A 26,178-nucleotide genomic window follows, 5' to 3' on the forward strand; every position below is an offset into this window, starting at 1 on the left:
ACCGCCTTAGATAAATGTTACTCAGCTCCTTCATCAGAATACTAGAGAAGGCATTGCTCAGGCTGCTCCTCTGACCCATCGTTTTGGAAATGAGAGATTGGCGATCGCCCCTCAATCCCACACCCAATCTGAGTTAGACTACGGCTGTGATCTTGGTTCATGAATTAATAGTTATTTTTGTATTTGTAGCTGTGTCAGTGATTATTTTCGATTTCGATGGAACTTTGGCCGATACATTAGAGGCGATCGTGGCAATCACTAATCGCCTAGCCATAGAATTTGGTTACAAAGCCGTTAATTCTGAAGAGGTCAAAAAACTTCAGAACTTAAGTTCTCAAGAAATCATTAGATATTCAAAAATTCCGATCTTAAAGCTGCCTTTTTTAATGCGTCGAGTTAAAAACGAGCTAAAACAAGAAATCCCGCATCTAAAACCAATTCACGGTATCCAAGAAGCTTTATGGGCGTTGAAGCAAGATGGAAATCGGCTCGGGATCGTTACCTCTAATGCTGAGAGCAACGTTCTAACCTTCTTGAAGCATCACGATTTATATGAGCTGTTTGATTTCGTGTATTCAGGAAGCAGCTTGTTCGGCAAAAATAAGGTTTTAAGTCGGCTGCTATTACAAAAACAAATCAACCCCAATACTGTCATCTACGTGGGTGACGAAACGCGAGATATTGAAGCAGCCAAACAAGTCAAAATCAAGTCCGTGGCTGTAAGTTGGGGATTTAATTCTAGGCAAGCCTTAGCGAGACAAAATCCTGATTTCTTGATTGGTCAACCAGACGAATTGTTAGCGATCGCTCAATCTCTACGAATCGCCAATTCGTAATTGGGAACACCTGCACTACAAAAAAGGCGATCGCTGTTCTCGTTGAAGGAGCGATCGCCTCTTAATTTTATTTAGGTATCCTGATTAAGCGAACGCTACAGCGTCAACGACTGAGTATTGGTCTCAATCAAGGTTGCCAAGTCTTTCAAGAAAGCAGCCGCATGAGCGCCGTAAATGATGCGGTGATCGCAGGTGATATTCACTTGCATCTGCCGTTTCACGCCGAACAAGCCATCATCGGTCGCTACCATTTGAGGTCTGGAAGCTCCGATCGCCAGGATCGAACCTTGACCGGGAGGCAGAATCGCATCAAAGCGATCGACCCCAAACATGCCCAGGTTAGAAATGGTGAAGGTGCCGCTGTTGTACTCATCAGGTTGGAGTTGCTTGGCACGGGCGCGATCGACCAAGTCTTTCCATGTGCGAGACAACGAGTAGAGATCCGATTGATCGGCATTTTTTAGCACAGGGGTAATCAAGCCACCATCTTCCATTGCCACTGCGACAGAGATATTGATCGCAGAAGGATAGCTAATGCCTTGCTCGGTGTAGCTGGCATTCAATAGAGGATGCTTTTGTAGTGTCACTGCCACTGCTTTGGCCAGCAGAGCCGACATAGTGACACCTTTGGACTTCACTTGCTTATAAAGCTTGTCTAGGTTGTCGGTGGTAATCGTGTAGCCAACATGGTAGGTGGGGACGCTGAGGCTCACCATCATGTTGCGGACGACCGCGTTTTGCAGCGTGGTCAACGGCACCACTTGACCGGGAACTACAGGGGCAGGTGGAGAAATTGGAACAGACTTAGGCTTAGAACCTACACCTGGAGGAACTGGATCTACGAGCCTGTCTGGAGAAGGTGGAACTGTGCCCCCACCAGAAACAGGAGGTTGAGATTTACCCGCAGCCGCTTCCACATCTTGAGCGACGATCCGACCGTGAGGGCCACTGCCCTTTAATCCGGCGAGATCCACTTTTAAGTCTTTTGCCAGTTTGCGAGCACGAGGAGAAACAATGGTGCGGCCACTGCTAACGCTGGAGCCGTTACCGTTGGCGGCGGTTGCAACTGTAGCTTCTGTCGCGATCGCTGCTTGGCGGGCTTGGGTGGAGGCATCCGCAGGCGCAGACACAGCCGCAGGATTTGTCGTGGTTGTAGATGATTGACCCCCTGCTTTCTGTTTCGCTGTCTCAATTTCAGCTTCCGTTTCGGCAATGAAGGCGATCGTTTGTCCCACTGGAGCGCTCTCACCCGCAGGCACCATGATCACAGCGAGATAGCCTTCATAGAAGGACTCCACATCCATGTCTGCCTTGTCGGATTCGACAACTAGGACGGTTTCGCCTCTCTCAACTTTGTCACCTGGCGACTTGGTCCAGGAAACAATTTTTCCTTCAGTCATCGTAGAACTGAGGGCAGGCATGAAAACTTCGTTGATCATGGGCTGGGTTCTGAATCAATAAATCGTTAAAACTGGAGCAAAGCCAGATCGCATTTTATCCTGACAGATGCCACCAGGGCTATCACACAGAACAAAGTTGACTAGAATTGCTGCGATCGCCTCACCGACCCTACAAAAATTCCCACCTGTAACAGTGGGAAACCTCAAGAGAGTTAGAAATCGCACCTAACCTGAGTGCTCTGAGCGATCGCACCCATCGTTAGAGAGTCAAGCTTTAGACATCGCCCCGAATTTCTTCGACGATGCCATCCCGCAATAAAACCTCAACTTGCATCTTTTCAACCAAGTTATCACCCGGCTCGATCCGGAAGAAGCTTTCGATTTGGCCTTGGCTCACTTCTTGGTTGAGTTCTAGCATTTGCACTTGCTGCAACTGCTGGAGCACTTGGTTTTTTTGCTCTAGCAGCTCACTTTTCTTTTGATTGACCTGAATTTGAATATTGTCAATCTGCTGCACTGTTTGAGGGCCAGGGGGTTGCAGACTTTGCTTTTGAATTTCAGCAATCATCCGCTGCCCTTGCATTTCCAACTGTTGCAATTGGCTGTCAAGTTGATTAATTTGCGCCTGGAGTTGCTGCTGAGCTTCCTCCTTCCACCGAGGGGTGACGATCGCTTTAACTGTAATGGCTCGTTTCAGGAGTAATTGTGAATTGGAGACGTCCATAAACATTTCACTTGGAAAATAGTTTGAGGATGGGCAACGCTTGGGAAACAACGCGTACTTGCGCCAACGTTTTTGCAAGAAACGATTCTGTCAAAAACGATACTGCGTCTGTATACGGTGCGTCAGCCCAGCGATCAGGCAAACATCCCGTCGATCATACCTTGATAGCGCTCCATCACAACGGGTCGCCGAATCTTCAAGGTTTGCGTCATCATGCCATTCTCGACTGAAAAGGGTTCCACAATTAGGCGAAATGGCCCCACTCGATCATCGGGGCGATAACCTGGGCGGTTCTGCACTTCCCGATTCAGTTCTTGGCGGAATAAATCTTGAATGCGTTTGTCGTCTATGGCGATCGCCGTAGCCCCGGAAGGATTGGTGCTAGCGGGTTGATCAGGCAAGTTGAGAGATAGGTTTTGCTGAGTGGCCCATAGTTGTAGAGCATCCAAGTTAGGCACAACTAGGGCACCCAGCGATCGCTGGTCTTGCCCAACCACCATAATTTGGTCGATGTAAGGGCTGCGAATGCAAGCATCTTCAATCGGTTGCGGTTCGATGTTTTCGCCACTAGTCAAGACAATCGTGTCTTTGGCACGTCCCGTCAGCACCAAATCATTTTCATCCGTCACCCAGCCTAAGTCGCCGCTATCAAACCACCCTTCCAGGTCAATCGCTTTAGCGGTCGCCTGTGGGTTGTTGTAATACCCCTGCATCACTTGCCGACCCCGAATCAGCACCAAACCCCGCTTTCCAGGGGGTAGAGGTTTACGAGTTTCTGGGTCTACAATGCGAATCTCCGTTCCTGGTACGGGCTGACCAGAAGCGCCTTTGAGATTGCGCCAAGGCCGACGCACATTCGTGACGGGTGAAGTTTCTGTAAGGCCATAGCCCTGCAAAACGGTGACTCCAATAATTTCAAAGAAGTTGTCGAGGTGCTTGGCAAAAGACCCACCTCCACTCACCAAAAACTCGATTTTGCCGCCAGTTGCCTCCCGGACTTGACGATAAACCAGGCGATCGCCCAAGGCATGAACCGGAGCCAGAGCGGCAGCTTTTGCAGCGGCTGCTAAGCGTTCAACCGCCGAAGGATGGGGATGCTCTAGGCTCAGACCCTGGATAATGCGCTGAGCGGCAATGTATTTTTGGCTAGCCGTCAGGAACGAGTTGATCAGCCGTTGCTTACTCGCTGGCTGCTCCCGAAACTGCTTCTGTACCCCTTCATAAATCGACTCCCACAGACGGGGGACTCCTACCATGTATTGGGGTTTGTATGTTTTCAGATCTTGCTTAACGTGACGGATACTGGTGTAGACCTGAGTGCAACCCTGAGCTAAAACAAAGTACTCAAAAGCTCGCTCATAAGCATGCCAGCTAGGTAAGATGCTCAGCACAATATTACCGGGCTGTGGCGGCACAACGGCCCCTAGCATGGTGGCTTGATGCAACAAGTTGCCATGACTGAGCATGGCTCCCTTTGGTCTGCCTGTCGTACCTGATGTATAGATCAAAGTAGCCAAGGTTTCCCGATTTTGCTGCACCGGTTGCAACGAGTGATTAGCACCCAGCTCCAGTAATTGAGAAAAGTTCAAGACTTTGAGCGTTTCATCAACGGGTGGTTCCTCGTCGGAAAGTAACACCACGGTTCGGACTGCTAGCCCATCCAGGCCAGAACGTAGTTTCTTGAGAGTGGCTTGATTCTCAACGACCAACGCGGTGCTGCCACTATCAGCCAGAATAAACAAAAGTTCTTCGCGGTCTGCTTGAGAACTACGGACGGCATTGGCTGCTCCAGCCGTCATGATGCCTTGATCCGCCACAAACCAACGGGGGCTGTTGTCGGAGATTAGGCCCACGCGATCGCCCACTTCCACCCCTAATGCCTGCAACCCTGCGGCAAAGTGTTGCATTTGCTGATATACCTGCGCGTAAGTCAGCGACACTTCCGGTTTGGCATGGGGATCTTTTAGGGCCACAATCGAGCCAAATTTCTGAGCCACCATTGGCCAAATCGCTGGCAAAGACTCAACAGCTTGATAGTCCACTAAGCGCTTGAGGTTAGCGCGCTCTGGCTCAGTTAAATGGAGGTTAGGTGCATTAGGAGGGTTCATAGTCGCTCTTTACCTCAAAAACGATAGGAAATTAAGCATAAATAGCTGGTAATCTGCCAATTTGTAATTGAAGGGTTTGATTGAATGATGTGTACTACATCACCGGTCAAAAATTGCTTGATACAGCACTAGGCATCATGGCTACCAAATATAGGACAAAAAGATACAGATAAACTTTCCTCGCACAACCCGCTATAGTTCCACGCTATCCTGACTAGAGTCTAGAGAAAGACTGGTTTAGGACAGGATTCAATCTGTCCGTTCTTAACCAAAATTGACCAAACAAGCGAACTTGAATAGAAACGAGGGAAGTGAATCATGGCAAAAGCAGTTTGGAACGGTGCAGTCCTCGCCGAAAGTAACAATTGCGAAGTGGTAGAGAATAACTACTACTTCCCCCCAGATGCCATCAATCGCGAATTCTTTAAAGAAAGTTCAACTCATACCACTTGTCCTTGGAAAGGTGTAGCCAGCTACTACAACGTTGAAGTAGAGGGCCAAGTGAACAAAGACGCGGCTTGGTACTATCCAGAGGCGAAGCAGGCTGCCAAAAACATTGAAGGCTATATCGCCTTTTGGCGCGGTGTCAAAGTCGAGGCATAACTTTTGCCTCTCGGTTTTGCTTGCTCGGTGGGTTACGGCTAGCCTAACCCACCCTACCGGAACTGCTGGAACTAAACTCAAAAACTCGAAAGGTTTCGACAGGCTTCGTAGCTAGGACCTCATGCTTGATATCTCCCCACTTTTGGCCCGCTTGCAATTTCTGTCGCAGCACCAGGTCAGGCACATCTGGCGATACCCAAACTTGAGCAGGTGCTAGTTGTCCTAAAAGCCGAGCATGTTCATAGTGGGGAGACTCGCTGAGGGCAGCATCTAGTCGTTGGGCGATCGCATCTCCCCGATCAGCCTGATTGAGCAACAAAACATAATGGGGCTGAGGTTGAGTGACGGGAACTAAAGTTCTAAACGTTGTGCCCCCCAAATTTAGGTGATCGAGGACTTGAGCCACAAACGCAGCATGTAGTTTTTCGCCAACTAAATCGCTGGTCATCTGATCACGGCCCCAGAACTCCAGGCAAGGCGTGTTCAGGTAGGTGTGAGTCATCCAGACGCGATCGCCCATGCGATACCGATACAACCCGCCTTTTTGGGACAAGATGATTGAGTATTCTGTGGCTGGCTCTAGCTCGTGCAAAAGATAAATCTTGCCAGTGGAATCCTCAAATTCAAAGAAGACTTCATTCAGCAGCGGCACAGATCCCTGAGCGGCAATCAGTGGCACTGTCATCGGGGCTTCAGTCGCCAAAAGTCCTTTACCCTGCACCATCACACCAGGAAAGTGCGATCGCAGCGCTTGAGCTTGGTCGGCAGCATTGACGCTATCCCAACAGGAAATCAGCTTTAGGTGGGGCCAAATTTCTGTCCAAGTTGTTGTGGGATCTGAGAGCAAGGCGAGGCGTTGGGGAGAGACGCGATAGCGCAATTGGTCACAAAGCTTTTGGCGATGTTGCTGGATGTAGTCGAGATGCACGGTGAGAAAGCTAGGACTCCAAATGGAGATAATCTCTAGCTTTTCTGCTTGGAATAATGCTAAACAGAGCTGTTCTTTAAACGCTTCTGGATCACGAAGACGACTTAAACCCGCAGGAGCCACCAAAAAAGGTCGTAATATCCACTGCAACCAACCATCTAGATATTCAGCATCATCTGCTAGTCCAACCTGTACTCCTGTATCTGTCTGTGTGGGTTGAGTGAGTTGCGGGGAGATACAGAAGTAGACTTGTCCTGTAAAAAATTTAGGGCCATTTGTGATCAGGTCATGCGCCCAGATGCAAAACATTTGGCTAAAGGAGCGGCGCAGCGATCGCGTGTAGGGAATCCATTTTGCAGGTCCACGACTCCCTGATGTTTTCTCATAAAAGAGAATAGGTTCTGAAGTCAAAAGTGCTGTTTTGCTCTGCTTTTGGCGTTCGATCCACGGCTCCAAATCGGCATAATTCACAATTTGAATCTTGTGCCAATCTTCTAGCGATCGCACCCCTAAAGATCTGCCATATTCACTGGCAACGAAGCACTCAAAAATCTTCTTTTGAACTTTTTGTTGAGCGGCTTGTGGGTCTTGCAGAGCTTGATGAAATCTGTGGGCCTCCGGGCTTAACAGCTTGGCAAAGAGTTGAATAATGGGGCGCATGGTTCAGGTTTAGGTTTGGAGAAATCTTGAGCCAAGACAGGCTTGCCAGTTGCGATCGCTCGTTCCACAATGTCCGCAGCCCGTGTTACTCCGCCAGCTTGGGCAATCGCTTGTTGTAATCTGACTGCGTTTTGTTTATAAGTTTCGCAAGTTAAGACTTGTTGAACCGCAGTTCTTAAACGGGCTGTGGTCAAGCGAGATTTTGGAACTACTTCTCCAGCGCCTGTCCATTTGATCCGAGCTGCAACTCCTGGCTGATCATCTGTGACTGGGAGCGCCACCATCGGCACTCCTGCTTGCAAAGATTCTAGGGCAGTATTCAAGCCTGCATGGGTGATGGCTAGAGTGGCGCGTTGCAGAAGTTCTAACTGGGGAGCATAACCGACCACAATCGGATCGCCAGGGAGAGCCCCAAGAGCTTCCGGAGCAAGACCTTTCCCTAAAGCAATTACCAACTGAGCATCTAAGCCAACACAAGCGGCAGCAATTTGCTCAAACACCCGATGCGAACGGTTTCGTAGCGTTCCCATTGAGGCATAGATCAAAGGTTGACCCGTTAGTTTCTCAAATGGGAAGGAGACGGTTTCTCGACTCACAGTGCTGTGGAACGGCCCAGTAAAGTGGAAGTAGGGAGCAAGATGTTGACGAGGATATTCAAACTCGGTGGGTTGATGGCTAATTTGGGCTAGGGGTGAGAGCGCACCACTGGGATTAAGATATAGCGGCGATCGCCACATTTGGCGGTACTCATTCACAGGTTGATGCACCATGCGCCAATACTGCACCAACAGAGCATGACCAAACCGATTTCGTAACCGTGTCCAAGGTGCTGGGTCATAAGGCCAACCTGCAAAGAAGGGAGGCACACTGTCATCGGGCTGCATTAAGAGGGCACTACAGAGAGAAACAAAGGGCAGAGATAATCGTTCGGCGATCGCTCCTCCAACAACAATCACATGGTCCACGAGCAGAGCTTCTACCCCTGCGGCTTGAATTGCAGCAGAAGCTTCTTGCAGAAACACAGTAGCCCAAACTTGTTGTCTGAAGTTCAGGGTGGTCTGAAAAGCCGCTAAACCTCGTAATGTGCCCAAATGATCATAGAAATTTCCCAAAGTTCCTAAAGGAAACTCTTTCCTACCAAGGGGCCAAAAGTTAATTTCAACCGCTTTTGCCTTTGCTGCTGTATCGAGGATATTGAAGAGAGTGACTTGATGGCCTCGTTGTTTCAGCTCGCAGCCTAGAGCTAGTATGGGGTTGAGGTGCCCAGTTGTGGGAGGGCATAACAGACCGTAATGAGTCATAAAATTTTAGGATTACTCAAGTTTTGAGGGTTGATGTTGCTGTTTGGCTAAAAGAGTTTGAACTTTGCTCTGATCAATCGTTTGGTTAGGGTACACATGCGTAAAAACGGGGATGTATGTTTCTGCTTGTACAACAACCCCAGGCCCAAGGTGATTCCAAGCCCCTAAAAACACACCGTCTCTGATTTTGATCTGTTTGACATACAGCATCAAATCTTGCTTTCGGGGCTTAATAATGTGCGGATAGAGACCCACCTGATGACCGAAAATGACGCGATCGCCTATCTCTAACAATCCGCGATCGGCGATCTCCAGATGAGGCGTCCAGTACACGCCTGTACCGACCTTTGAACCCCATAATCGCAACCAAAGGGAGAAAGCACCGGGAATTAAACGCAATACAGTTTCCAAGGCAGGAAAGGCAACATAGATCGCCTGAATTTGATGACTCCCCCACCAAGGCGAATACTCTTTTCCTTGCAGATAGCTAATGCCTTCTAACTGAGGATAAAAGTGATTATGAATGCGGTAAATCAATAGCGGTATGCCATAAAGCGAAAACAGCACCAGTAAAACAGTCCAAACGCTAGGAGAGATACAGATTGCCAGAAAAGAACCTCCTGATAACAACATCACCAGCGCCGGAAAGCAGGCCAATATAGCGCTAAGCCATGTCATTCCCTGCCGCTCCACCTTCATCGTTTGGCTTGCATTCAACTCCCCCTTCTCTAGCAGGGAAGGGGGCTGGGGGGGTAGGTCTATTTCCGCTTGATTAGTCTCCATTAATGAGCTCTCTATTCCTATATCAAAAAGGCCAAAATAGCTTCTGAGACAACGTCAGATTCGTTTGAGTTCCTAAATTTTCTGGAGCGCGATCGCACTCATAATAAGTTCCATGCAGTTGATCCCACAACTTCAAATTGGCTCCATAATTACAGCCCTGAACTTGGGCATGGTGCCAAGCATGGTCTTGGGGCAAAACAAGCCAAGGTGAAAGCCAACAATAAATCAAACTCTGAGGAGCAGGAGCGATCGCACTATGTCGCCACAGATCCAAAATTGCAGTTAAGGTGACTCCCAAAACATAACCTGCTGGATGCTGCAACAGAAAGAGAAACAAGGGATGAATCCACAGATACAGAATAAAAAAGCTGCTCCATAGCGTATTGCGAGAGGTGCCCAACACGTCCATTTGAGTAACGGTGTGATGAACTTGGTGCCAAGGCCAGAAGCGATGATGGAGCAGGCGATGGTTCCAATAATAGAGATAATCTACGAAAACAAAGCTGAGCAGAAACCCTAGCCCAAGAGATAGCTCTAAAACTCCTTTCCAGGCAGGTAAAAACCATTGATATAATTGATAAACCAACAGTAGTTGTAGAGCAGGAATTACCACTCCTTGAACCAATAAACCTAACATATCAAGCAGCCAATCTTCTCGGTTCTTCTGCCATAGGAAATTAGAGTGGCGATCGCGAGTTACGGTCAACAATAGTAAAGTAACAAAAGCAGCAAAGATCGCCATCCCTACACCCAGAACGTGACTTGAACCGACTGATCGGGCAACAGACGGGGATCTTCTCCAGCGGCAATGCGATCGCGAATAGACTCCACGAATGTATGAATCGTATCCGCCGGAGTATTAGCAAATTTCTGACCGTATTTCTCAATCACTTCTTGCTGCAAGTCCAACGCTGCCACATCCTGACCGATGATGTGTTGAGCTGTCCAATGGATGAAGGGACGCGCCAATTGATTCCAAATGCCATAGTTGTAAGTAACATCGGTATAGACCAAGGTGGAATCTTCTGTTTCTGGGACGGATTGACTGGTAATCCACAGTTGGCGATACGGCCCCATGTCATACTCGACGCTGGTGACATTGGGCATGAAGAAATAATCCGTATGGCGAATCTTGCCGCCCTTGGGATTGAGAAACTTGGCATACCAGCCCAAGTTTGTGGTCTCGTTCCGGTATTCTGCCCGTACTGCTCCTTTTTGTCGCTCTACGGTCATCTCCAACTTTTGTCTTCGGGGCGTACGAAAGACACCCGGATGCACAGAAGCCGTATGCGGGATGTCGATAAAGTTTTCGGCACAGTTTGTGACATTATTGCGGAAGCGGTTGATCACTCGCACCGTTGCCCAGCCAGGTTCTTGGTAATAGGGCATTGGGAAAGGTTCTAGCTCCTCACTCGGCTTGCTGGTTAAGCGTACATAAATATAACCATCTTGTTCACAGGTATCGTAACGCTTTACCCGCCGAGTTTGAAGGTGCTTAAAGTCATCTCCTTCTGCAGGAACTGCCACCACAGTTCCATTGTTGTCATATACCCAACCGTGGTAAGGGCAATGTACCTGTCCTTGACATACTTGACCGCTGGACAACCTACTGTTGCGGTGCATACAGCGATCGCGCAAAGCTACAGGTTCACCGTTCTCATCTCGGAAAACTGCTAGCCATTCTCCCAACACAGTCCGAGATAGAACTTTATTGGGTTTTAGTTGCTCACTTTGAGCCACCACATACCAGAAATCTTCAAACTTCATATAACCTCCGTCAGAGGCGCGATCGCAATTTCCCCCATCACATCTAGCTGGCAAGCCAGTCTTGCTTGAGAATTTCCAGGTGCCAACATATCGAGGATTTCTTGCTCGGCTGTGCTAGGTGGAGAGAAATCTCCTGTTACCGTGACTAAGCAGGTTCCACAAAGTCCTGTACGGCAACCAAATAGCACTGGAGAATTCTGGACTGTAAGCTGCTCGGCTAAAGGTTGGCGGGGCTCTAGAGCCAGGGGCGCATAATCTGAATTTGGAAAGTGAATTACACAACAGGATGCATTCATAAAAATCGTGGGTCAAATAAATATTAATGATTTGGGTTACGCCTGTAGGGGCGTAACATTCGGCTAATAGTTGTTGCATTTGTTCGAGGAATATCTACTGAATGCTTCGCCCTTACCCCCTATAAGGAGATACACATAGAAACGCTCAATCTTCGGATAATTTCTGCTTAGAGAAATATTTTGACCAGAGGGAAGGTTTGAGTTGATTCACATAGTTCATGTAATTAACCAGCGGCGCATCAATACTCAAAAGCACTTGTGGATTGAAGCGGATGTTGTCATAGATCAGGCCATCCTCATCACGGAGGAAATAGTAGCTCAGGCGAGTGAGTAGTAAGAGCGATCGCGTCACCATCCAACCCCAGATCCCTGCTCTCTTCTCTGCCACATAGATTGGTTGAACGCGAGTCTTATTCGGTGCGATCGGTGTATAGGCATAAATCATGTGTAGCGCTGGTACCAAACGCACATTTTTCATCATAGTTAGCAATCCCATGCAGCCATCGGCGTAGCGCATGGAATACTCATATCTTTTGCCTAAAAATCTCTGAAGCACTGTTTCTCGCCACGTTTTGCCAGGAATCTCTCCCCGCATGGTGAAATTAATCACATTGCCAGTGGCATTGCGATCGAGAGATAATTCCATTGCAACATTAAGTTTGTGAACCGTTCGCAAATGTTGAGCATCAATGCCGTTCATCATGCAGATGTGATGATGACAATGGCGCTCCAAGGGCTTATCAGTCCAAACTACTAGAGATTTACCTTTTAACTCATCAAACTCAACTACAGGCTCTGGCGCTTGGCTGTCGGGGTACACCCAAATAAAGCCATATTTCTCATCGGTCGCATAAGCCTGAACCTTGGCTCTAGCTGGAATATGCTCTTGGCAAGGGATATCCTGACATTGGCCAGTGCTATCAAAAGCCCAGTGGTGGAAAAAGCAACGAATTACACTGCCATCAACTCGTCCTAGGCTCAAGTCAGTACCTAAGTGAGGACAATAGGCATCTAAAGCCCTTACGCTACCATCCATGCCCCGATAAACAACAATTTTCTGGTCGCACAGATCGAACGATTTAGCTCGACCCACTGGTAAGTCACGACTCGCACAGATGATATACCATCCTTGAGCTACGACATCGCTATTGTTAAAAACAGGGGTTTTGAGATCAGCCAAGGAAGGGATGAATTGCATATTTAACTCATCTCCTCCAGCATTTCAGCCTGAGCCTGGGGAAGAGCGGGGGTAAAAGCTGGCTGCGATCGCGGCACAGAACCAACTTCTCCCGTAGCCAAAAATTTCTGCATGGCTCGTTGTTGCGTCTTTAGATATTGAGGGAGAGAATTCGCCGCCATTAATGTCATCTCGCGATTGCTCTGCCAAACATAATCGAGCTTATCGAGATATATTTTGTAAGACTCCATCGCCTCTTGATGCGTCTGATAGCTACGATGCAACCCCTCTGACTCTTGGCTAAAGCAAGCCACCATCATCTCCTTAGCTTCGCGATCGCTCATTTCAAATACAGGCGATCGCAGCACTTGATAGATCGCTCTATACAGCTCTGGGTCATACCAAAAAATGCCGTTGATCGCTGCTGAGAAATGATAATGATCACGCTGACAACCCCGTAACCCTAGGTTTGCAACAGTTTGTTCAAACTTTGTCGGAGGCTTCAGGCACTTCACGACATCATGAGACAAAATTGTAGAACTGTTGAAATGGAAACTTTCATCCAAGAAGTGATAGTAGGAAATTTGGCTAGGAATCGGTGCATCATCTGGATCAGGATGCTTTTGGTAGTAAGCGCTGAGTTTGTGCTGCACCAATTTGCCGTTCAGTGTCCGCACTCCCCGAACCGTGAAATATTGGCACGCTAGAAAGGTGTTATCTGAAGACAACAAGCCAAAACATTTGAGCTGAACCTGCTTCCACCAGCGTTTTAGGGCGTTGGTATCGGCAAAGATCATTGTCTCTGCAAACGGTCCCCGCATGGGATACGTAAAAACCCGTTGACCGAACAAGGCTGCCTCTGTCTGGCTAGCGATGGTTCTGAATGCCTGAATATGGGCTCGTTCTTGGGCTGACTCTAGATCCAAAGTGTCACAGACCAAGCGGAAATCTTCTTGAGCATAGAGACCCGCCGCGCTTGTCTGGTTAAAGAAAATCGTCGCGATCTCCGCTGAGACAATTTGCGAATAATAAGCCACCCAATAGAGATGGTTCAACACGATGCGTTGGCTGAGACTCGCTTGTTCCCACAAGGGAGTGCCGTAAAGCAGAGAGAACTCCTCTGGATTCCAGTATTCATCTTTGCACTGGTCATATTTAAAGTTGGCAGCAGCGGCATCGATCGCGGCAGTTTGGTCTTGCTGCTGGTTACGCTGGTAGTTAATTTGTAGCTTGCGGTAAACCTTTTGATTCTCCAGCAAGGTATTTGTTTGAAGTTCGTCAAATAAATTGGTCATATACATTTCTCCGCTGGGAAAGGTTGGAAAGAACCACGTTCCTCTAATTCTTGAACAATGGCATGAGCAGTGGTTTTCTGCATCAGAGAGCGTAAATAACTCAACCGCGCCCCGCTCTGGATCTCGGTTTCTAGCTCTTGCAAAACCTGGATTTGTTGCGATCGCGATAGATCTCCTTTGACTTGAGCGATCGCACCTAAAACTCGCTGTGGCCCTACTTGCACCATTTGTAGAAACAGCGTCAATGCCTCGATAATTGCACTTTGGCTTGGTTCTGCTAAAGATATTTGATTGAACAGCATCAAGCCAGAACCATGATGACGCGCTTCGGCTTGCAGAAATTGCTCAAACAATTGACCTAACTCTAGGTGACAACACCCTTTAGCCAGACTACGATAGTGACTTAATCCCCATCCTTCCAACACTACTTGGATGATGAACAACAAAATGGCTTTATCTTCTGTCTCTAGCAAATCAGACAAAAACCGGAGAAACGGATCGTCGGTGCCAATAGGCTCTTGTGTAAAAAAGCTCTGAATTTGAGCTAAATGCGTGGCTTCTTCAGCAGCAAAGAGGCTGTAGAGCATCCGTTCTTCTAGGGTCTCTGCTAGCAAGAGCATCTTAGCCATATAGCCCATGCCCGCTTTCTCCACAAAGTAGGCTTCTGCTAACAATCCTTGGCTGGCAATTTGCGCGATCGCTCGCTGATCTTCCTCACTCGCATCTTGAAAAATGGCGACTTGTTCCAAACCGAAATGTGTCGCATCCCAATAGGGCAGTGGTGTGATTGACTGGTAGGAGTAGGAAAGCTGTGCTGCTGCGGGTAGGCGCTCACCTAAAGCGGAAGCCAAAATCCGATTGAGTTTATCTCCTTCATCAAGCAGAGGTAGATCAAATCCAGCAATGTTCGGGTTCATCAAGCTGGCCTCCGAAAAAAGATCCGACGGTAAAACAAGTCAGATAAAGGCAGACGAATCCCATCAGGTACGAGCCGTTGAAAGAAATACACTAACGTCGCATCGCACCCGACCCGCACTCGTAATCGCCGCGATCGCCCTTCTGCCAAAGCCACCGCTTGTCGAGCCACTTGGATTGTGTTGTTGGGGGATTTGGCCCGTAATCGCTCCTTCAGCAAGTGATAATTCTGCATCTGTAACTGATAAACTTCCGAGTCTCCTTCTGCCCAACCCGGATCGTGACCAAAGTTAGTGTGGCTGGCTCCAGGTTCAATCAGGGCAACATGCACGCCATGCGGCTTTAGTTCGTAATACAGGCTCTCAGCCAAGCCTTCCAAAGCATATTTACTGGCGCAGTAAGCGGAGGTCAGCGGGAAACCTGTATAACCAAACGTCGAGGAGACAAAGATAATCGTGCCCTGCGCTGTCCGGATCTCAGGTAATAAAGCTCGCGTCAGAAGTGTGGGACCATAGAAATTTACCTCCATTTGTCGCCGCAGCTGAGCTTCGCTGAGATCTTCCAGAGGGCCGAAAAAGCGATCGCCTGCATTATTTACCAGACAATCCAAATCTCCTTTTTGGCGTACATACTTTACTACTGCCTCTCGTTGCGCTGGATCTGTTACATCCAGAGTGAGAATAGTTAGGCGATTGCCATACTTCTCTAGCGGCTCTGCCAATAACTCTCGGCGTTGATCAGCATGACGCATTGTGCTGATCACCTGCCAACCGCAGCGGAGAAACTCATCTACCATGCCGCGTCCAAATCCAGAGGAGCAGCCTGTAATCAGGACTGTTTTCATACGGCCTCCCAAACTCGTTCTGGCTCAGGTTCCACTCCAGAATTAGTCTGTGGCTGTTCTGTCACAGATGCTTGTGTTAGTTCTAAAATTGGCTCCCAGGTTCCCCAAGCGAGCGGTTGCTGTTGCTCCACATGCTGCATGAACTGAACGATAGATTGATCCGCTTTGGTTGGAGTTTTGAGGTTGAATTTAATTGTCTGGAAGACTTGAGTATCACCTTTGGCAAAGTAGTTGCCGACTAATTGGGTAGCGAATAAAGTTACTCGGTTCAACAACCAACCCAGAAGACCAGGCTGCTTTTTGGTGATTAAAACGGTTTGTCCTTCGGTTTTGCCACCTTCCAACAGCCGTAGGGTAAACATGATGTAGAAGTGGAGAAAATCAGGGCCGAGCGTCACTGTGCCTGTGCTGCCATACCAGTAGCACATGCTGTAGGTGCCCTCATTTTTGTAAAACGGCTGAATCAAGCGCATCAGCCAAGATTCATCGCCACCTCGAGTCGTGTTACTGAAGGTGATGGCATTGCGATGCAACGTCTCTGTGCGAAACACAATCTGAATCGGAAAGTTGTGCACCGTATTGAAATGCTGGGCATCGATCGCATTGATCAGCAGGACATTAGGATGGCAGTTTTTGAAGAAATGCGAGCCAAACATCACGTCACAGTCTGTATGTTCTAGCTCTGGCACAAATGGCAGAGATTGCTGAGGTGTCTCTCCCGTCCAAATCCAAATCAGGCCGTAATGCTCAGCAGTGGGCCAACTGGAAAGTTGGGCAGGAATCGCTTTTCCTAAGCAAGGCACATCCACACAATGCCCTTGAGAATTAAATTTCCAGTTATGGAAGAAACAGCGGATGCCTATGCCGTCTACTTTGCCTTCCGCCAAATGTGCCCCCATATGTGGGCAGTAGGCATCTAGAGCCACCACCTGGCCATCTTGATTGCGGTAGATCGCCAACTCTCGCCCCAACAGCTGCAGAGGTTTGACCTGCCCCACTTTGAGATCCCGCGATCGCAGTGCCCAATGCCACCCTTGGATAAAGCGATCGGGATGATTAAAGGTTTCTGTCCACGTCCCAGCTTTGCTACTCATGAGTCGTTACACCAGGGCCGCAGGTTCTAGCGTGGCGAACCACATCCGCCGTCCTGCTGGCGTTAAGTTAGTTTCGGTAATCTCTGCTAAGCACACCAACTCATCTCCTTGATCGTGATGTGGATTGCGGGCAGCAAAAAAATCTATATGGGGATCTTTGCAGCGCTCTTCTGGAATTCCCTGAAGCTGACCCTTGAGCTGTTGCGGATGAGGGAAGCGGACAATGCCAGTTGTCGTGTCATAACAGCCGCCAAACTGCCGTTGCGCTAGAAATTGCATTAATCTAGTCATTGTGGGAGATGTGGGAGCATCATAGCGGGGATAAAATTCTTGCCAAAACGTAGGCAAAAAGCGGTAGGTACGATAGCCAGAGGAGATCAAGAGCCAATACAGTTTGCCGCGAGGATATTTGCGCCGTAACTGATTGACAGAGGCGATCCAAGCCCGTGAAAGCGCTGAACTAGACCAAGCGCTAGGGTCCATGATCGTGTCGCCAGAGTAGACGACCGTCAACTCCTCACCCTCAAACTCAGTTTCATACATCAGAATTGTGGAAAAACCCTTGAGGGTCCGCGATCGCTCATCTTTCAATAAGATCACCCAGTTTTTGGTATTCAAGTCAGCTTCAAAAACGGCTCGCTTGACTCCGGAAAAATGAGTGCTTAATAGGCCATACATAGCCTCGCGATCGGCAGTAGGTAACTCTGCGATCGCCACAAGGTGACTTTTCATAGTTAAAATTCACGAGATCGGGCAATTGCAATTCCTAGCTGACTGAGATGCTGGCTATTTGTTGATAGAGTTCCCTAGAACTTTTGAGGGCCACCAAATTCAGCCAATTGCTTCCCCCTGCCATCCGTAAAGCAACGGACAAAATTTGCTAGCTCACTTTGTCTGATTCCGTTATTCTTAGGAACGAATCAGCACAGACTACAAGCTAGAAGGATTGAGTCGTTAGGGTTGGAGGGGTTTTTCAATCGATTGGGTGCAACTGTATAAAGCGTAACGACACATCCAAGCTGTTGAGTTAACCTATGTTCCACCTAATAATCTGTCCCCCTCGCTTTAATTCCGGTGTTCAGTTACGGTGGTTGTTGCTGTAGCGAATTCTAGCGCCAGCCCATTGCAACTTTTCTCGCAAAGTTTGGTAATAAGAATAGTTTTCGCGCAAGATAATAAACTTGGCTTGGCAGTCTGCCACGCGCACATCTACTCGCTGCCCTGGCCAAATTGAGGTTGCCATCACGCCATCCATCCAGAGCTTAGTGCTGAGGTCGTTGTCTGCCAAGGGCCAAATGCTCACGACGGAACCAGGCGGCAGCACAATCGAGCGACTAGAAAGACTTAAAGGGCAAATTGGGGTCACAACCAACGCTTCCATCCCTGGATGCACAATCGGGCCATTAGCAGCCACGGTGTAGGAAGTAGATCCTGTGGGTGTGGCGACGATCAGGCCATCTCCCTGGTACTGATCCACTACCTCGCCATCAATTTCCATTTCCAAAATGGAAGTAATCATGCGATCGGCAGAGGCAGGCTTCACCGTCATTTCATTGAGGGCTAAGTAGCGATCGCTCACCGGATCGAGATTGGTACGATGTCCTTCATACACACTTGCTTGTACCATCATCCGAGTCTGCACCGCAAAGCGGTCTTCTAGCAGCCGATCCCAAACTTGCTCTGAATCGCTTAGCTCCTCTGAGGACTCGGTGAGGAATCCCAAATGACCACCCACATTCACCGCCAAGATCGGAATACCATCGGCAGCTAAATGCCTGGTCGCTGAGAGCGCTGTGCCATCTCCGCCCAAGACCAGAGCCAAATCGATTGGATGAGTGGCTGAGGCCAAGAAGACGGGATAGGGATTGTCTTTGGGGCCGCTCGGTCCCATCAGCACTTTACAACCTCGGTCTTCTAGTTGCCGAGCACATTTTTCAGCCCAGCGCCGACTGGTCGCATCTCCTGCTTTGTGAGCAATAATGACGTTTTTGAGTTGCACCTAAATACCAATAAACTTCAGAGTTTAGCGATGCTGGATTTAATCCTATCACTTGCCTTTCAGCCGTTGGACCAGCGCCAACACTTAAGCTGCCAGCCTGAGCCTGCGACTACGATCGCACCTGCATAGTTTGGTGCAGGTGTAAGGTGCTGAAAAGTCCAATTGTTGCCGTTGGCCCAAGTGCCCCGCACGTCCCGCAAAGCCGCAGGTTCGCCAGGGACGAAAGCCACATCAAACTGATCGAGCGGAATCGACAACCCTTGGCCCAAAGCTTTGATATAGGCTTCTTTACGAGTCCAGGCATTAAAAAATGCTTCAGGCTTGAGGGCATCAGGTAGCGATCGCAAAATATTTTGCTCTGAAACTGAGAAAACAGATTTAGCCACCTGTTCAAAAGGAAAGTCTGTGCGGATGTATTCGAGGTCGATTCCTAGTTCGCGATCGCTCGACACTCCCAATAGAGCCAATCCCTTCGAGTGAGATAAATTGAAATGTAGCGATGGAGGAGCTTCTAAGCTGGGCTTGCCATAAGCGTTATAGACAAAACGTAGCTGAGTGGGTGCTTGGTCGAGGTAGCGGCCCAAAAGCAAGCGAAGTAGCCCCCGAGCCACAATAAAATGCTGCCTATCTTTAGGAAAATAAAATTTCGCGGCTCGTTCCTGTTCATCGCTGGATAGGGTTTGCTGGAACTGCTCAACCAACGCAGGATCTTGATCGAGTGCCATACACCAGACATGCACTTCATCCTGAGCTAACTTCAGATCGGCGGGGGGCGACTGCCAAGGATTGTCCTTACAATGCTGCATTTGGCCCTCCTAACTCCCCAAATCTTGCGGGGATTTGAGAGGGGCATACTCAGGTAGATGGCTGACAATCTGAGTGAGTTCTTGGGTCAACAGTTGTAGGAGCAACGGTTGGTCTGAGTGAATGAAGAAGTGATTACCTGGTAGCATTCGGTGAGAAAAACTAGCATTGGTTTGGGTTTGCCAAGCATGTAACATCTCCGGAGACACATCTACATCCTGCAATCCTCCAAAGGCGGTAATCGGGCAAGGTAGGAGAGTTTGGGGTGAATATGTGTAGGTTTCTAGCACCGCAAAGTCAGCCCGTAGGATTGGCAGCATCAGTTCCATAAGTTCGGTATGATCTAACACCGCTTCTGGAGTGCCTTGCAGACGACGCAGCGCTGCGACAAATTCTGCCTCTGGCAACTGGTGTAGTGGCGATCGCAAACTAGGCAATTGAGGAGCCCGTGCCCCAGACACAAAGAGATGCACCGGATACACATGATGGGCTTGTAACCAGCGAGCTACCTCAAAGCTCACCCAGGCTCCCATACTGTGCCCGAAGAACGCAAAAGGCTTGTCTAGATGTGGCAGGAGAGATGAAGCGATCGCTTCTACCAACTTAGTCATTCGAGTAAATAGCGGTTCAGCTATGCGCGTGCCATGCCCAGGTAGCTCGATCGCGCCTAGCTCAACATCTGCTGGCAAGCTATGCAGCCAAGGGCGAAAGATGAAAGAATTCGCCCCCGCGTAGGGAAAGCAAAATAGCCGCAAACGGGCTTGAGAATTGCGTTTGGGGTAGGTCACATAAGTCGTAGCAGTGGGCACCAATTTTCTACTCAACCAAAATTTGCCGATCTGAGTTTACAGGCTACCACTTCCGTCATCCAGCAACGTTAGATAGGCATTGGCGAAGATAGCTGCTTGAGTGCGATCGCGTAAATTCAGCCGATTCAGAATATTAGTGACGTGATTTTTGACCGTACCTTCTGAGATAAACAAAGTTTGAGCAATCTCGCGATTACTGGAACCCGCCGCAATCAGGCGCAGCACCTCCCGTTCTCTGGGCGTGAGTTCGCTTAGGCCAGGAGGTATCAGCTCAGCAGGTGAGCTAGCACTCGTACTCGGTTTCGGCCCCATATGAGAAAGCACTTTCTGAAAAATGCCAGGACCAAATTGGGCATATCCCTTATGAACAGCTCGGATTGCTGCGGCTAACTCCTCCGAAGGCGTATCTTTAAGCAGATAGCCGATCGCCCCCACTCGCATGGCTTCAGCAATGTATTCATCGTCATCAAAGGTGGTCAATACCAAGACTTTAATTGCTGGAAAGCGTTGGCAGATGCTTCTGGTAGCGGCAACCCCATCCATTACAGGCATCCGCACATCCATCAGCACCACATCGGGTTGCAGTGCTTCTACTTGTTGGAGCGCAACTTGTCCGTTACTGGCATCTCCCACCACATCCAGGTCTGGCTCTAGCTCCAGCAGTGCTTTCAAACCCTGGCGCAGAATACTTTGGTCATCGACTAGTAGAACGCGGATCATGAGGGCAGTTTCGGTAAAGGCAGCTTGGCTAGAATGCGACAACCCGATCCTAGTTGACTTTCAATGGTAAAGTGACCGCCCAATGCCAAACTCCGTTCCTGCATCCCCTGAATTCCAAAGCCAGTGGTATTTTCATTCACTTCAAAGCCCTTGCCGTCATCCTGAACCTGTAAGAGCAGGATGTCTTTCGCCGTCCTGAGCTGAATTTGCACCGCACTGGCCGCAGCGTATTTGCAAATGTTAGTCAAAGATTCCTGGACAATTCGGTAGACCGTAGTTTTGACTTCTAGCGGCAGCGATCGCGTCAGTTCGATTTCGCAAGTTGGCAAAATTCCGGTTGTACAGTGAAATTCTTGGGCTAGGCGGGCGATCGCCATCTCTACAGATTGCCCTTGCAGCGGATCGGAGCGCAAAGCTGCTACAGACTGTCGGACTGCTTGCAATGCTGTTGATCCCAACCGTTTTGCTTCCGCTAGAAAGGCTTGCGCTTTGATGGGGTTGGTTTGCCAAAGCTTTAAGGCTCCTTCCAGTTGAATGTTCAGCCCGGTGAGAGCATGGCCCAAGGAATCGTGAATATCGCGGGCAATGCGGTTGCGTTCTTGCAGCGTGGCTTGGTCTTCAATTCGCAGGGCATATTGGCGCAGTTGTTCATTGGCGATCGCCAGCTTTTCTCGGCTTTCGCGCTCTGATAGCAGCGCATTGATTAAAAACAACACCAAAATCAGGATCAGACCAAACAGCAAAGCTGCATTCAACGTCAAATTGAGGATGAGAAACCGGATGCGGTCTTGCACCATCGGTCGCCCTGGCAGATTCAGCGTTTGCATGCGGTAGAGCAGCGTCAGCAGGAAGGAAGAAAACGCTAGCCCTGTCACCATCAAGCGTCCAGGCAGCTTAAACAGCAAACAACTGCGAATAACTAAAACCAAATAGAGAAACGGAAAAACCCGGATTCCCCGTGGACTCAAGCCTCCAGCCAAAACAATTAAACTAAACTCTAACCCTGTATACAGCAGCTTCAGCCATCCAGGTCGGCCCACAGGCAGTCGTAGCCCCATCAGCCACAAGCCGCCAATACTCAAGAGCGTCGTGAGGGGAAACTGGCGCATCCGGGGCAGCGGCACAAAGAACAGCTCCGAAAGTATGGCGACACCGAGCAGAGCCCACTCTAGATACAGCAAGAAGGGAAATGGATGAGTTGGAACTTTTAGCGGCTGACTCACGGAAGTTTGCGGATTAGCAAAATCAAGGGTGCTGCTTTCTACTGTAAGAGCACTACCTTTCCTTGAACTACTGCTTTTATACCTAGTCCTACGCCATCATCCATGACCAAAGTCATGCCGACTTCATGACCTTCTCCTCAGGTGTGTGGAGAACCAATTTTTTATGATTGGCTCATCCACAAATGACTGAGCTACCTCACAAAAGATTTCAACTATGAAACTGAAACTGATTCCTCTGCTAGCAGGCGCGATCGCCATGACTCTAGCTGCTGCTCCACTTGCGACCCAAGTCGTTCAGGCGCAGTCCAACACAGGAACGCCGAGCCAAAGCGGTCACCGGATGAAAGGCATGAAAGGCATGAACACCTTAAATCTATCTGCGGAACAAAGGGCGCAGATGCAGCAAATTCACGAAGCGACTAAAGCTCAAATCGAGCAAGTTTTGACCGCAGAGCAACGGCAACAACTGGAGGCAGCCAAGGAACAGCGACAAGCCACCAGAGCTGAAAGACGAGCAGCCAGAGAAGGCCAAGCTAGACCACAAGGAGAAACCAGAGAGCGCAGAGGCCCGTTCGCCAACCTCAATCTCTCAGCCGAGCAACAAACTCGCATCCAAGAAATTAGGCAAGCCTCCCGTCAACGCATGGAAGCAGTACTGACTGAGGAGCAGCGGCAAAAGCTGAATGAACTGAAGCAAACTCGACAGCAAGTACGCCAAGGGCAACAGCAATAACTTCTAGGCACTCTAGCCATGAAAGTTGGATTGTTAAGCGCTCTAAACCGTTAAACCTTTGTTGATTTTGCCAGGGGCGATCGCTGGTTCGCCCCTGCATTTTTAAGCCGACAGTCTCTGGAACACATCTGGAACACAAACATGAATGCCCAAACTGCTGCCACACCCGCATCGAATCCTAGAGTCGAAAGATTCTTTAAATTAATCGATCGCATCGCTGAGCTACGAGGGCGCAACGTCCCAACGATTGTGAATCTGACAACCTTGCGATCGCTGCCTGCGGGCACCTTTGGTCGAGCTTGGGCCGATTTTCTAGACCAGCATGGCCTATCACCACTCACCACAGGTTCTCGGCGCAAACAACTGCATGACGGCATTCATATTCTGACAGGCTACGGCAGTGACTCAATCGGGGAGGCCGAAGTGCAGGCCTTTCTGCTCGGAACCAAATTCAGCAGCACCAATCTCCTGATTGGTTTAGGATTGCTGCGCCTGCTTTACCAGCAGCTTCCACAAAACCAAAATCTAAAATTTAGCCAAATGCCTTGGGAACGGCTAAAGCAAGCTTACCAGCGAGGACAACGATCGCGCCTTGAGCCTGATACTTGGCAACCAGAGCAGCTTTGGCAATTACCTTTAGCCCAAGTGCAAGCTTTATTTGGCCTTGAAGCGCAACCCTCCTCAAATTGAGGCGGGTCCGAAAAAAGTTAAGTTCCGACGTTAATGCACAATGCCTAGCTAAACAATTTTGGGTTAAGGAATTCTAAGCGATCGCCTACATTTTGCCTTTCTGCATCACTTCTCTAAAAATCTAAGGGAGCGAAGTGTAGGAGAAGACAAGCTTTTGACGTATCGTTGATGGAGCAAAGTTCATTGCGATCGCTTAAGCCTTACAGCAAGGCAGCAGAAGTTAGGGGATTGAGAGTTGGTTTATGGCCTGGTCTAAGCAGTTGTCTAAGCAGCCTCAGCTTTGGTTCATTCTAGGCACCGTTGGCATTTTCTTATTGGCGATCGCGCTACGGTTCTGGGGCCTGAGTCGCTTCAACATGCTAGTCTTCGATGAAGTTTACTTCGCCACCTTTGCCAACAACTACCTCACCCAGCGGCCTTTTTTTGATGGACACCCACCCCTGGGCAAATACCTGATTGCTATTGGGATCTGGCTCGGCAACCTTACTCCTTGGGGCGCGAATGCGGTTAAAAACTCTCTCACAGGTTCGCTGCTGTCCCCCTTTAGCTACCGTTGGCTGAATGCCCTAGTGGGTTCATTCATTCCCTTGATTGTCATGGGCATTGCTTATCAGCTTACCCGTCGTCGTAGCTACGCCTTGGTTGCGGGCTTACTCTCCGCCTTGGATGGCCTATTTTTAGTTGAGTCTCGCTACGCCCTAGTCAATGTCTATCTAATCAGCTTTGGCTTGCTAGGGCAGTGGTTTTTCTTGCGATCGCTGGATCGAAGAGGCGTAAAACGCTGGTGGTGGCTGATCCTAGCAGGTATTGCCTTTGGCGCTTCCGCTGCTGTCAAGTGGAATGGCTTATGGTTTTTGTTCGGCGCTTACTTGTTGTGGTTTACCGCGTGGATCATGCGCTTGGTTGCCAAGTTTTGGGGAGCAACAGCGGACCTCACCGTCACACCCAGTGGTAAGCAATTCATTTGTCCTCTGCGCAAGCTGACTCAACTCAATCCGATTGCCGCCATCACAAGTTTGGCAGTTGTCCCAGTTCTAACTTACAGCCTGAGCTGGATTCCTCATCTCCAACTCAATCCCAGCCCCAACTTCTGGGATGTACAGAAACGAATTTTGTCGTACCACGAGCAGGTTGGCAATGGCCCCAAAGTCCACCCCTACTGCTCTGACTGGCACAGCTGGTTTTTCATGCAGCGTCCCATTGTTTACCTCTACGAAACTGCTCAAACCACCAGCGATATCGTACCTGCCAAGCCTCCCCTCCCCCAGGCAGCCGTGAAAGTGGTTTACGACATTCACGCGATGGGCAACCCCTTACTCTGGTGGCTCTCCACGGCTGGCATTTTGTTGGTGATGTGGATGCTAGGAACCCGTTTCTACAACTGGGTGAAACAAGCCGACACCATTGACGCCCCCTCGAACCGACCCTCCGACCAGGCGATCGCCACTCCTCCCCTCACTCGATCAACCCCTGGGTCGATAACTGGGTCCATGGACTTATGGATTGGCGTTTACATCGTCGTCAACTATTGGGCCAACGTGATCCCCTGGATGCGAGTCAGCCGTTGCACCTTTCTCTACCACTACATGGGTGCTTCCGTCTTCTCATTACTTGCGATCGCGTGGCTCATCGATCGCTGGCTCCACAGCCGCCAGTATTGGTTCCGAGTCGCAGGTGCCACAGCCATTTTCCTGATCATTTTGGCCTTTATCTTTTGGCTACCCCTCTACCTGGGACTCCCCCTGTCCCCCTCCGATTGGCAACTGCGCCGTTGGCTGCCTACTTGGTAAGTAACATCAATTTGTAATTCGTAGTTCGCAATTCGTAATTTGAAACCCTGTTGTTACTTGGAGATTAGGGAAATCCATCTGCGGGGGTAAGCTTTGGTCAGTTGCTTTTCTTTAGTCTAGTTGCATCCTTTGAAGCTGAATTTAATCGATTACTGTAGTTCAGCCTTTGTAAGGAAGGCTTGCTTCACTAGCTTTGCGATTACAACTGAATCTATAAGTTTAACTATGTCTAATTCCACTGCTCCTAATCAAGCAACTTCTAATCAAGTAACTTCTAATCAAGCAACCATTTCAATTGCAGGAATTACAGAACCAACAATTCTCCGATACTTTGAAAGGCTCAATGCGGCTGATTTTGAAGCAGCAAGCCAGTTGTTTGCGGCTGAGGGTGTGATGAATGCACCGTTTGAGCCACCGCTGGTAGGACCAGAAGCGATCGCTGCTTATCTGCAAAAAGAAGCAGCAGGCATGGTGCTACAGCCTGAACAAGGAATTACTGAGGAGGTAGACAATAACTATCTTCAAGCACAAGTAGCTGGCAAAGTCCAAACGCCTTGGTTCAGTGTCAACGTCTCTTGGCTTTTTATTCTAGACGCCCAAGAAAGAATTACTTCCGTTACTGTTAAGCTCTTGGCGTCCCCTCAAGAACTGTTAAATCTTCAGCGTTAAGGCATAAACT

The 26,178-nt window shown here is 49.1% G+C and carries 26 protein-coding genes; 6 read left to right on the plus strand and 20 right to left on the minus strand.

Going from position 1 to position 26,178, the window contains the following annotated elements; translation table 11 throughout:
• Window positions 1-197 precede the first annotated feature (197 nt).
• On the plus strand, window positions 198-836 hold the full coding sequence (locus H6F68_RS12500; protein WP_313930104.1) for an HAD-IA family hydrolase: 639 nt from the start codon (window positions 198-200) through the stop codon (window positions 834-836).
• Between the two features lie 95 nt (window positions 837-931).
• Here the strand turns inward: H6F68_RS12500 and H6F68_RS12505 are convergent, their stop codons facing one another.
• From H6F68_RS12505 to H6F68_RS12515, 3 genes are all read right to left on the minus strand, one after another.
• Window positions 932-2,275 (minus strand): dihydrolipoamide acetyltransferase family protein, encoded by a 1,344-nt coding sequence (locus H6F68_RS12505; RefSeq protein ID WP_190559410.1) that lies wholly within the window; start codon window positions 2,273-2,275, stop codon window positions 932-934.
• Between the two features lie 235 nt (window positions 2,276-2,510).
• Window positions 2,511-2,960, minus strand: a complete 450-nt coding sequence (locus H6F68_RS12510; RefSeq protein WP_190435841.1) for a YlqD family protein — start codon at window positions 2,958-2,960, stop codon at window positions 2,511-2,513.
• Between the two features lie 134 nt (window positions 2,961-3,094).
• Window positions 3,095-5,068 carry a long-chain fatty acid--CoA ligase gene (locus H6F68_RS12515; RefSeq protein WP_190559412.1) on the minus strand — a complete coding sequence of 658 codons (1,974 nt, stop codon included), beginning with the start codon at window positions 5,066-5,068 and terminating at the stop codon, window positions 3,095-3,097.
• A gap of 318 nt (window positions 5,069-5,386) precedes the next feature.
• Between H6F68_RS12515 and H6F68_RS12520 the strand changes: the two genes are divergently transcribed.
• Window positions 5,387-5,671 (plus strand): DUF427 domain-containing protein, encoded by a 285-nt coding sequence (locus H6F68_RS12520; protein WP_190549653.1) that lies wholly within the window; start codon window positions 5,387-5,389, stop codon window positions 5,669-5,671.
• Window positions 5,672-5,714: 43 nt separating this feature from the next.
• On the opposite strand, the gene H6F68_RS12525 is transcribed toward H6F68_RS12520, so the two are convergent.
• From H6F68_RS12525 to H6F68_RS12605, 17 genes are all read right to left on the minus strand, one after another.
• Window positions 5,715-7,259 (minus strand): GH3 auxin-responsive promoter family protein, encoded by a 1,545-nt coding sequence (locus H6F68_RS12525; RefSeq protein WP_190559414.1) that lies wholly within the window; start codon window positions 7,257-7,259, stop codon window positions 5,715-5,717.
• Complete coding sequence (locus tag H6F68_RS12530; protein ID WP_190559416.1) at window positions 7,223-8,560, minus strand: glycosyltransferase; 1,338 nt, start codon at window positions 8,558-8,560, stop codon at window positions 7,223-7,225. The genes H6F68_RS12525 and H6F68_RS12530 overlap by 37 nt, the downstream gene beginning before the upstream one ends.
• 12 nt (window positions 8,561-8,572) lie before the next feature.
• On the minus strand, window positions 8,573-9,343 hold the full coding sequence (locus H6F68_RS12535) for an acyl transferase (RefSeq protein ID WP_242065473.1): 771 nt from the start codon (window positions 9,341-9,343) through the stop codon (window positions 8,573-8,575).
• Between the two features lie 22 nt (window positions 9,344-9,365).
• Window positions 9,366-10,085 carry a sterol desaturase family protein gene (locus tag H6F68_RS12540; RefSeq protein WP_190559418.1) on the minus strand — a complete coding sequence of 240 codons (720 nt, stop codon included), beginning with the start codon at window positions 10,083-10,085 and terminating at the stop codon, window positions 9,366-9,368.
• Between the two features lie 2 nt (window positions 10,086-10,087).
• Window positions 10,088-11,110, minus strand: a complete 1,023-nt coding sequence (locus tag H6F68_RS12545) for an aromatic ring-hydroxylating dioxygenase subunit alpha (RefSeq protein ID WP_190559420.1) — start codon at window positions 11,108-11,110, stop codon at window positions 10,088-10,090.
• Window positions 11,107-11,406 carry a 2Fe-2S iron-sulfur cluster-binding protein gene (locus H6F68_RS12550; RefSeq protein WP_190559422.1) on the minus strand — a complete coding sequence of 100 codons (300 nt, stop codon included), beginning with the start codon at window positions 11,404-11,406 and terminating at the stop codon, window positions 11,107-11,109. Before H6F68_RS12550 ends, H6F68_RS12545 begins: the two co-directional genes overlap by 4 nt.
• 145 nt (window positions 11,407-11,551) lie before the next feature.
• A complete protein-coding gene (locus H6F68_RS12555; RefSeq protein WP_190559424.1) occupies window positions 11,552-12,604 on the minus strand; it encodes a Rieske (2Fe-2S) protein in 1,053 nt (350 codons plus the stop codon).
• Between the two features lie 2 nt (window positions 12,605-12,606).
• Window positions 12,607-13,878, minus strand: a complete 1,272-nt coding sequence (locus tag H6F68_RS12560; RefSeq protein ID WP_242065474.1) for a P-aminobenzoate N-oxygenase AurF — start codon at window positions 13,876-13,878, stop codon at window positions 12,607-12,609.
• Window positions 13,875-14,795 carry a ferritin-like domain-containing protein gene (locus H6F68_RS12565; RefSeq protein WP_190559426.1) on the minus strand — a complete coding sequence of 307 codons (921 nt, stop codon included), beginning with the start codon at window positions 14,793-14,795 and terminating at the stop codon, window positions 13,875-13,877. Before H6F68_RS12565 ends, H6F68_RS12560 begins: the two co-directional genes overlap by 4 nt.
• Window positions 14,795-15,637: an SDR family oxidoreductase gene (locus tag H6F68_RS12570; protein WP_190559428.1), complete on the minus strand. Its 843-nt coding sequence runs from the start codon at window positions 15,635-15,637 to the stop codon at window positions 14,795-14,797. Before H6F68_RS12570 ends, H6F68_RS12565 begins: the two co-directional genes overlap by 1 nt.
• Window positions 15,634-16,731 carry an aromatic ring-hydroxylating dioxygenase subunit alpha gene (locus tag H6F68_RS12575; RefSeq protein WP_190559430.1) on the minus strand — a complete coding sequence of 366 codons (1,098 nt, stop codon included), beginning with the start codon at window positions 16,729-16,731 and terminating at the stop codon, window positions 15,634-15,636. Before H6F68_RS12575 ends, H6F68_RS12570 begins: the two co-directional genes overlap by 4 nt.
• Before the next feature lie 6 nt (window positions 16,732-16,737).
• The gene (locus H6F68_RS12580) at window positions 16,738-17,463 is read right to left on the minus strand and encodes a hypothetical protein (RefSeq protein WP_190559432.1); all 726 of its coding nucleotides are present in this window, start codon (window positions 17,461-17,463) and stop codon (window positions 16,738-16,740) included.
• Window positions 17,464-17,809: 346 nt separating this feature from the next.
• The gene (locus H6F68_RS12585) at window positions 17,810-18,730 is read right to left on the minus strand and encodes an NAD(+) kinase (protein ID WP_190559434.1); all 921 of its coding nucleotides are present in this window, start codon (window positions 18,728-18,730) and stop codon (window positions 17,810-17,812) included.
• 59 nt (window positions 18,731-18,789) lie between these two features.
• A complete protein-coding gene (locus H6F68_RS12590; RefSeq protein ID WP_190559436.1) occupies window positions 18,790-19,536 on the minus strand; it encodes a 4'-phosphopantetheinyl transferase superfamily protein in 747 nt (248 codons plus the stop codon).
• 9 nt (window positions 19,537-19,545) lie between these two features.
• A complete protein-coding gene (locus tag H6F68_RS12595) occupies window positions 19,546-20,343 on the minus strand; it encodes an alpha/beta fold hydrolase (RefSeq protein ID WP_313930105.1) in 798 nt (265 codons plus the stop codon).
• A gap of 36 nt (window positions 20,344-20,379) precedes the next feature.
• On the minus strand, window positions 20,380-21,063 hold the full coding sequence (locus H6F68_RS12600; RefSeq protein WP_190559438.1) for a response regulator transcription factor: 684 nt from the start codon (window positions 21,061-21,063) through the stop codon (window positions 20,380-20,382).
• Complete coding sequence (locus tag H6F68_RS12605; protein ID WP_190559440.1) at window positions 21,060-22,286, minus strand: sensor histidine kinase; 1,227 nt, start codon at window positions 22,284-22,286, stop codon at window positions 21,060-21,062. The genes H6F68_RS12600 and H6F68_RS12605 overlap by 4 nt, the downstream gene beginning before the upstream one ends.
• Before the next feature lie 214 nt (window positions 22,287-22,500).
• Here H6F68_RS12605 and H6F68_RS12610 point away from each other — a divergent pair, with 214 nt between their 5' ends.
• The 4 genes from H6F68_RS12610 to H6F68_RS12625 all read left to right on the plus strand — a co-directional run bounded on the left by H6F68_RS12610 (window position 22,501) and on the right by H6F68_RS12625 (window position 26,168).
• Window positions 22,501-23,019 (plus strand): P pilus assembly/Cpx signaling pathway, periplasmic inhibitor/zinc-resistance associated protein, encoded by a 519-nt coding sequence (locus H6F68_RS12610; RefSeq protein WP_190559442.1) that lies wholly within the window; start codon window positions 22,501-22,503, stop codon window positions 23,017-23,019.
• A gap of 141 nt (window positions 23,020-23,160) precedes the next feature.
• Window positions 23,161-23,709, plus strand: a complete 549-nt coding sequence (locus tag H6F68_RS12615; protein WP_190559444.1) for a Coq4 family protein — start codon at window positions 23,161-23,163, stop codon at window positions 23,707-23,709.
• A gap of 242 nt (window positions 23,710-23,951) precedes the next feature.
• Complete coding sequence (locus H6F68_RS12620; protein ID WP_190559446.1) at window positions 23,952-25,499, plus strand: dolichyl-phosphate-mannose--protein mannosyltransferase; 1,548 nt, start codon at window positions 23,952-23,954, stop codon at window positions 25,497-25,499.
• Window positions 25,500-25,724: 225 nt separating this feature from the next.
• A complete protein-coding gene (locus tag H6F68_RS12625) occupies window positions 25,725-26,168 on the plus strand; it encodes a nuclear transport factor 2 family protein (RefSeq protein WP_190559449.1) in 444 nt (147 codons plus the stop codon).
• The last annotated feature ends 10 nt before the right edge of the window (window positions 26,169-26,178 follow it).

This window comes from Trichocoleus sp. FACHB-262 (assembly GCF_014696035.1).
Lineage (GTDB): Bacteria > Cyanobacteriota > Cyanobacteriia > FACHB-46 > FACHB-46 > Trichocoleus.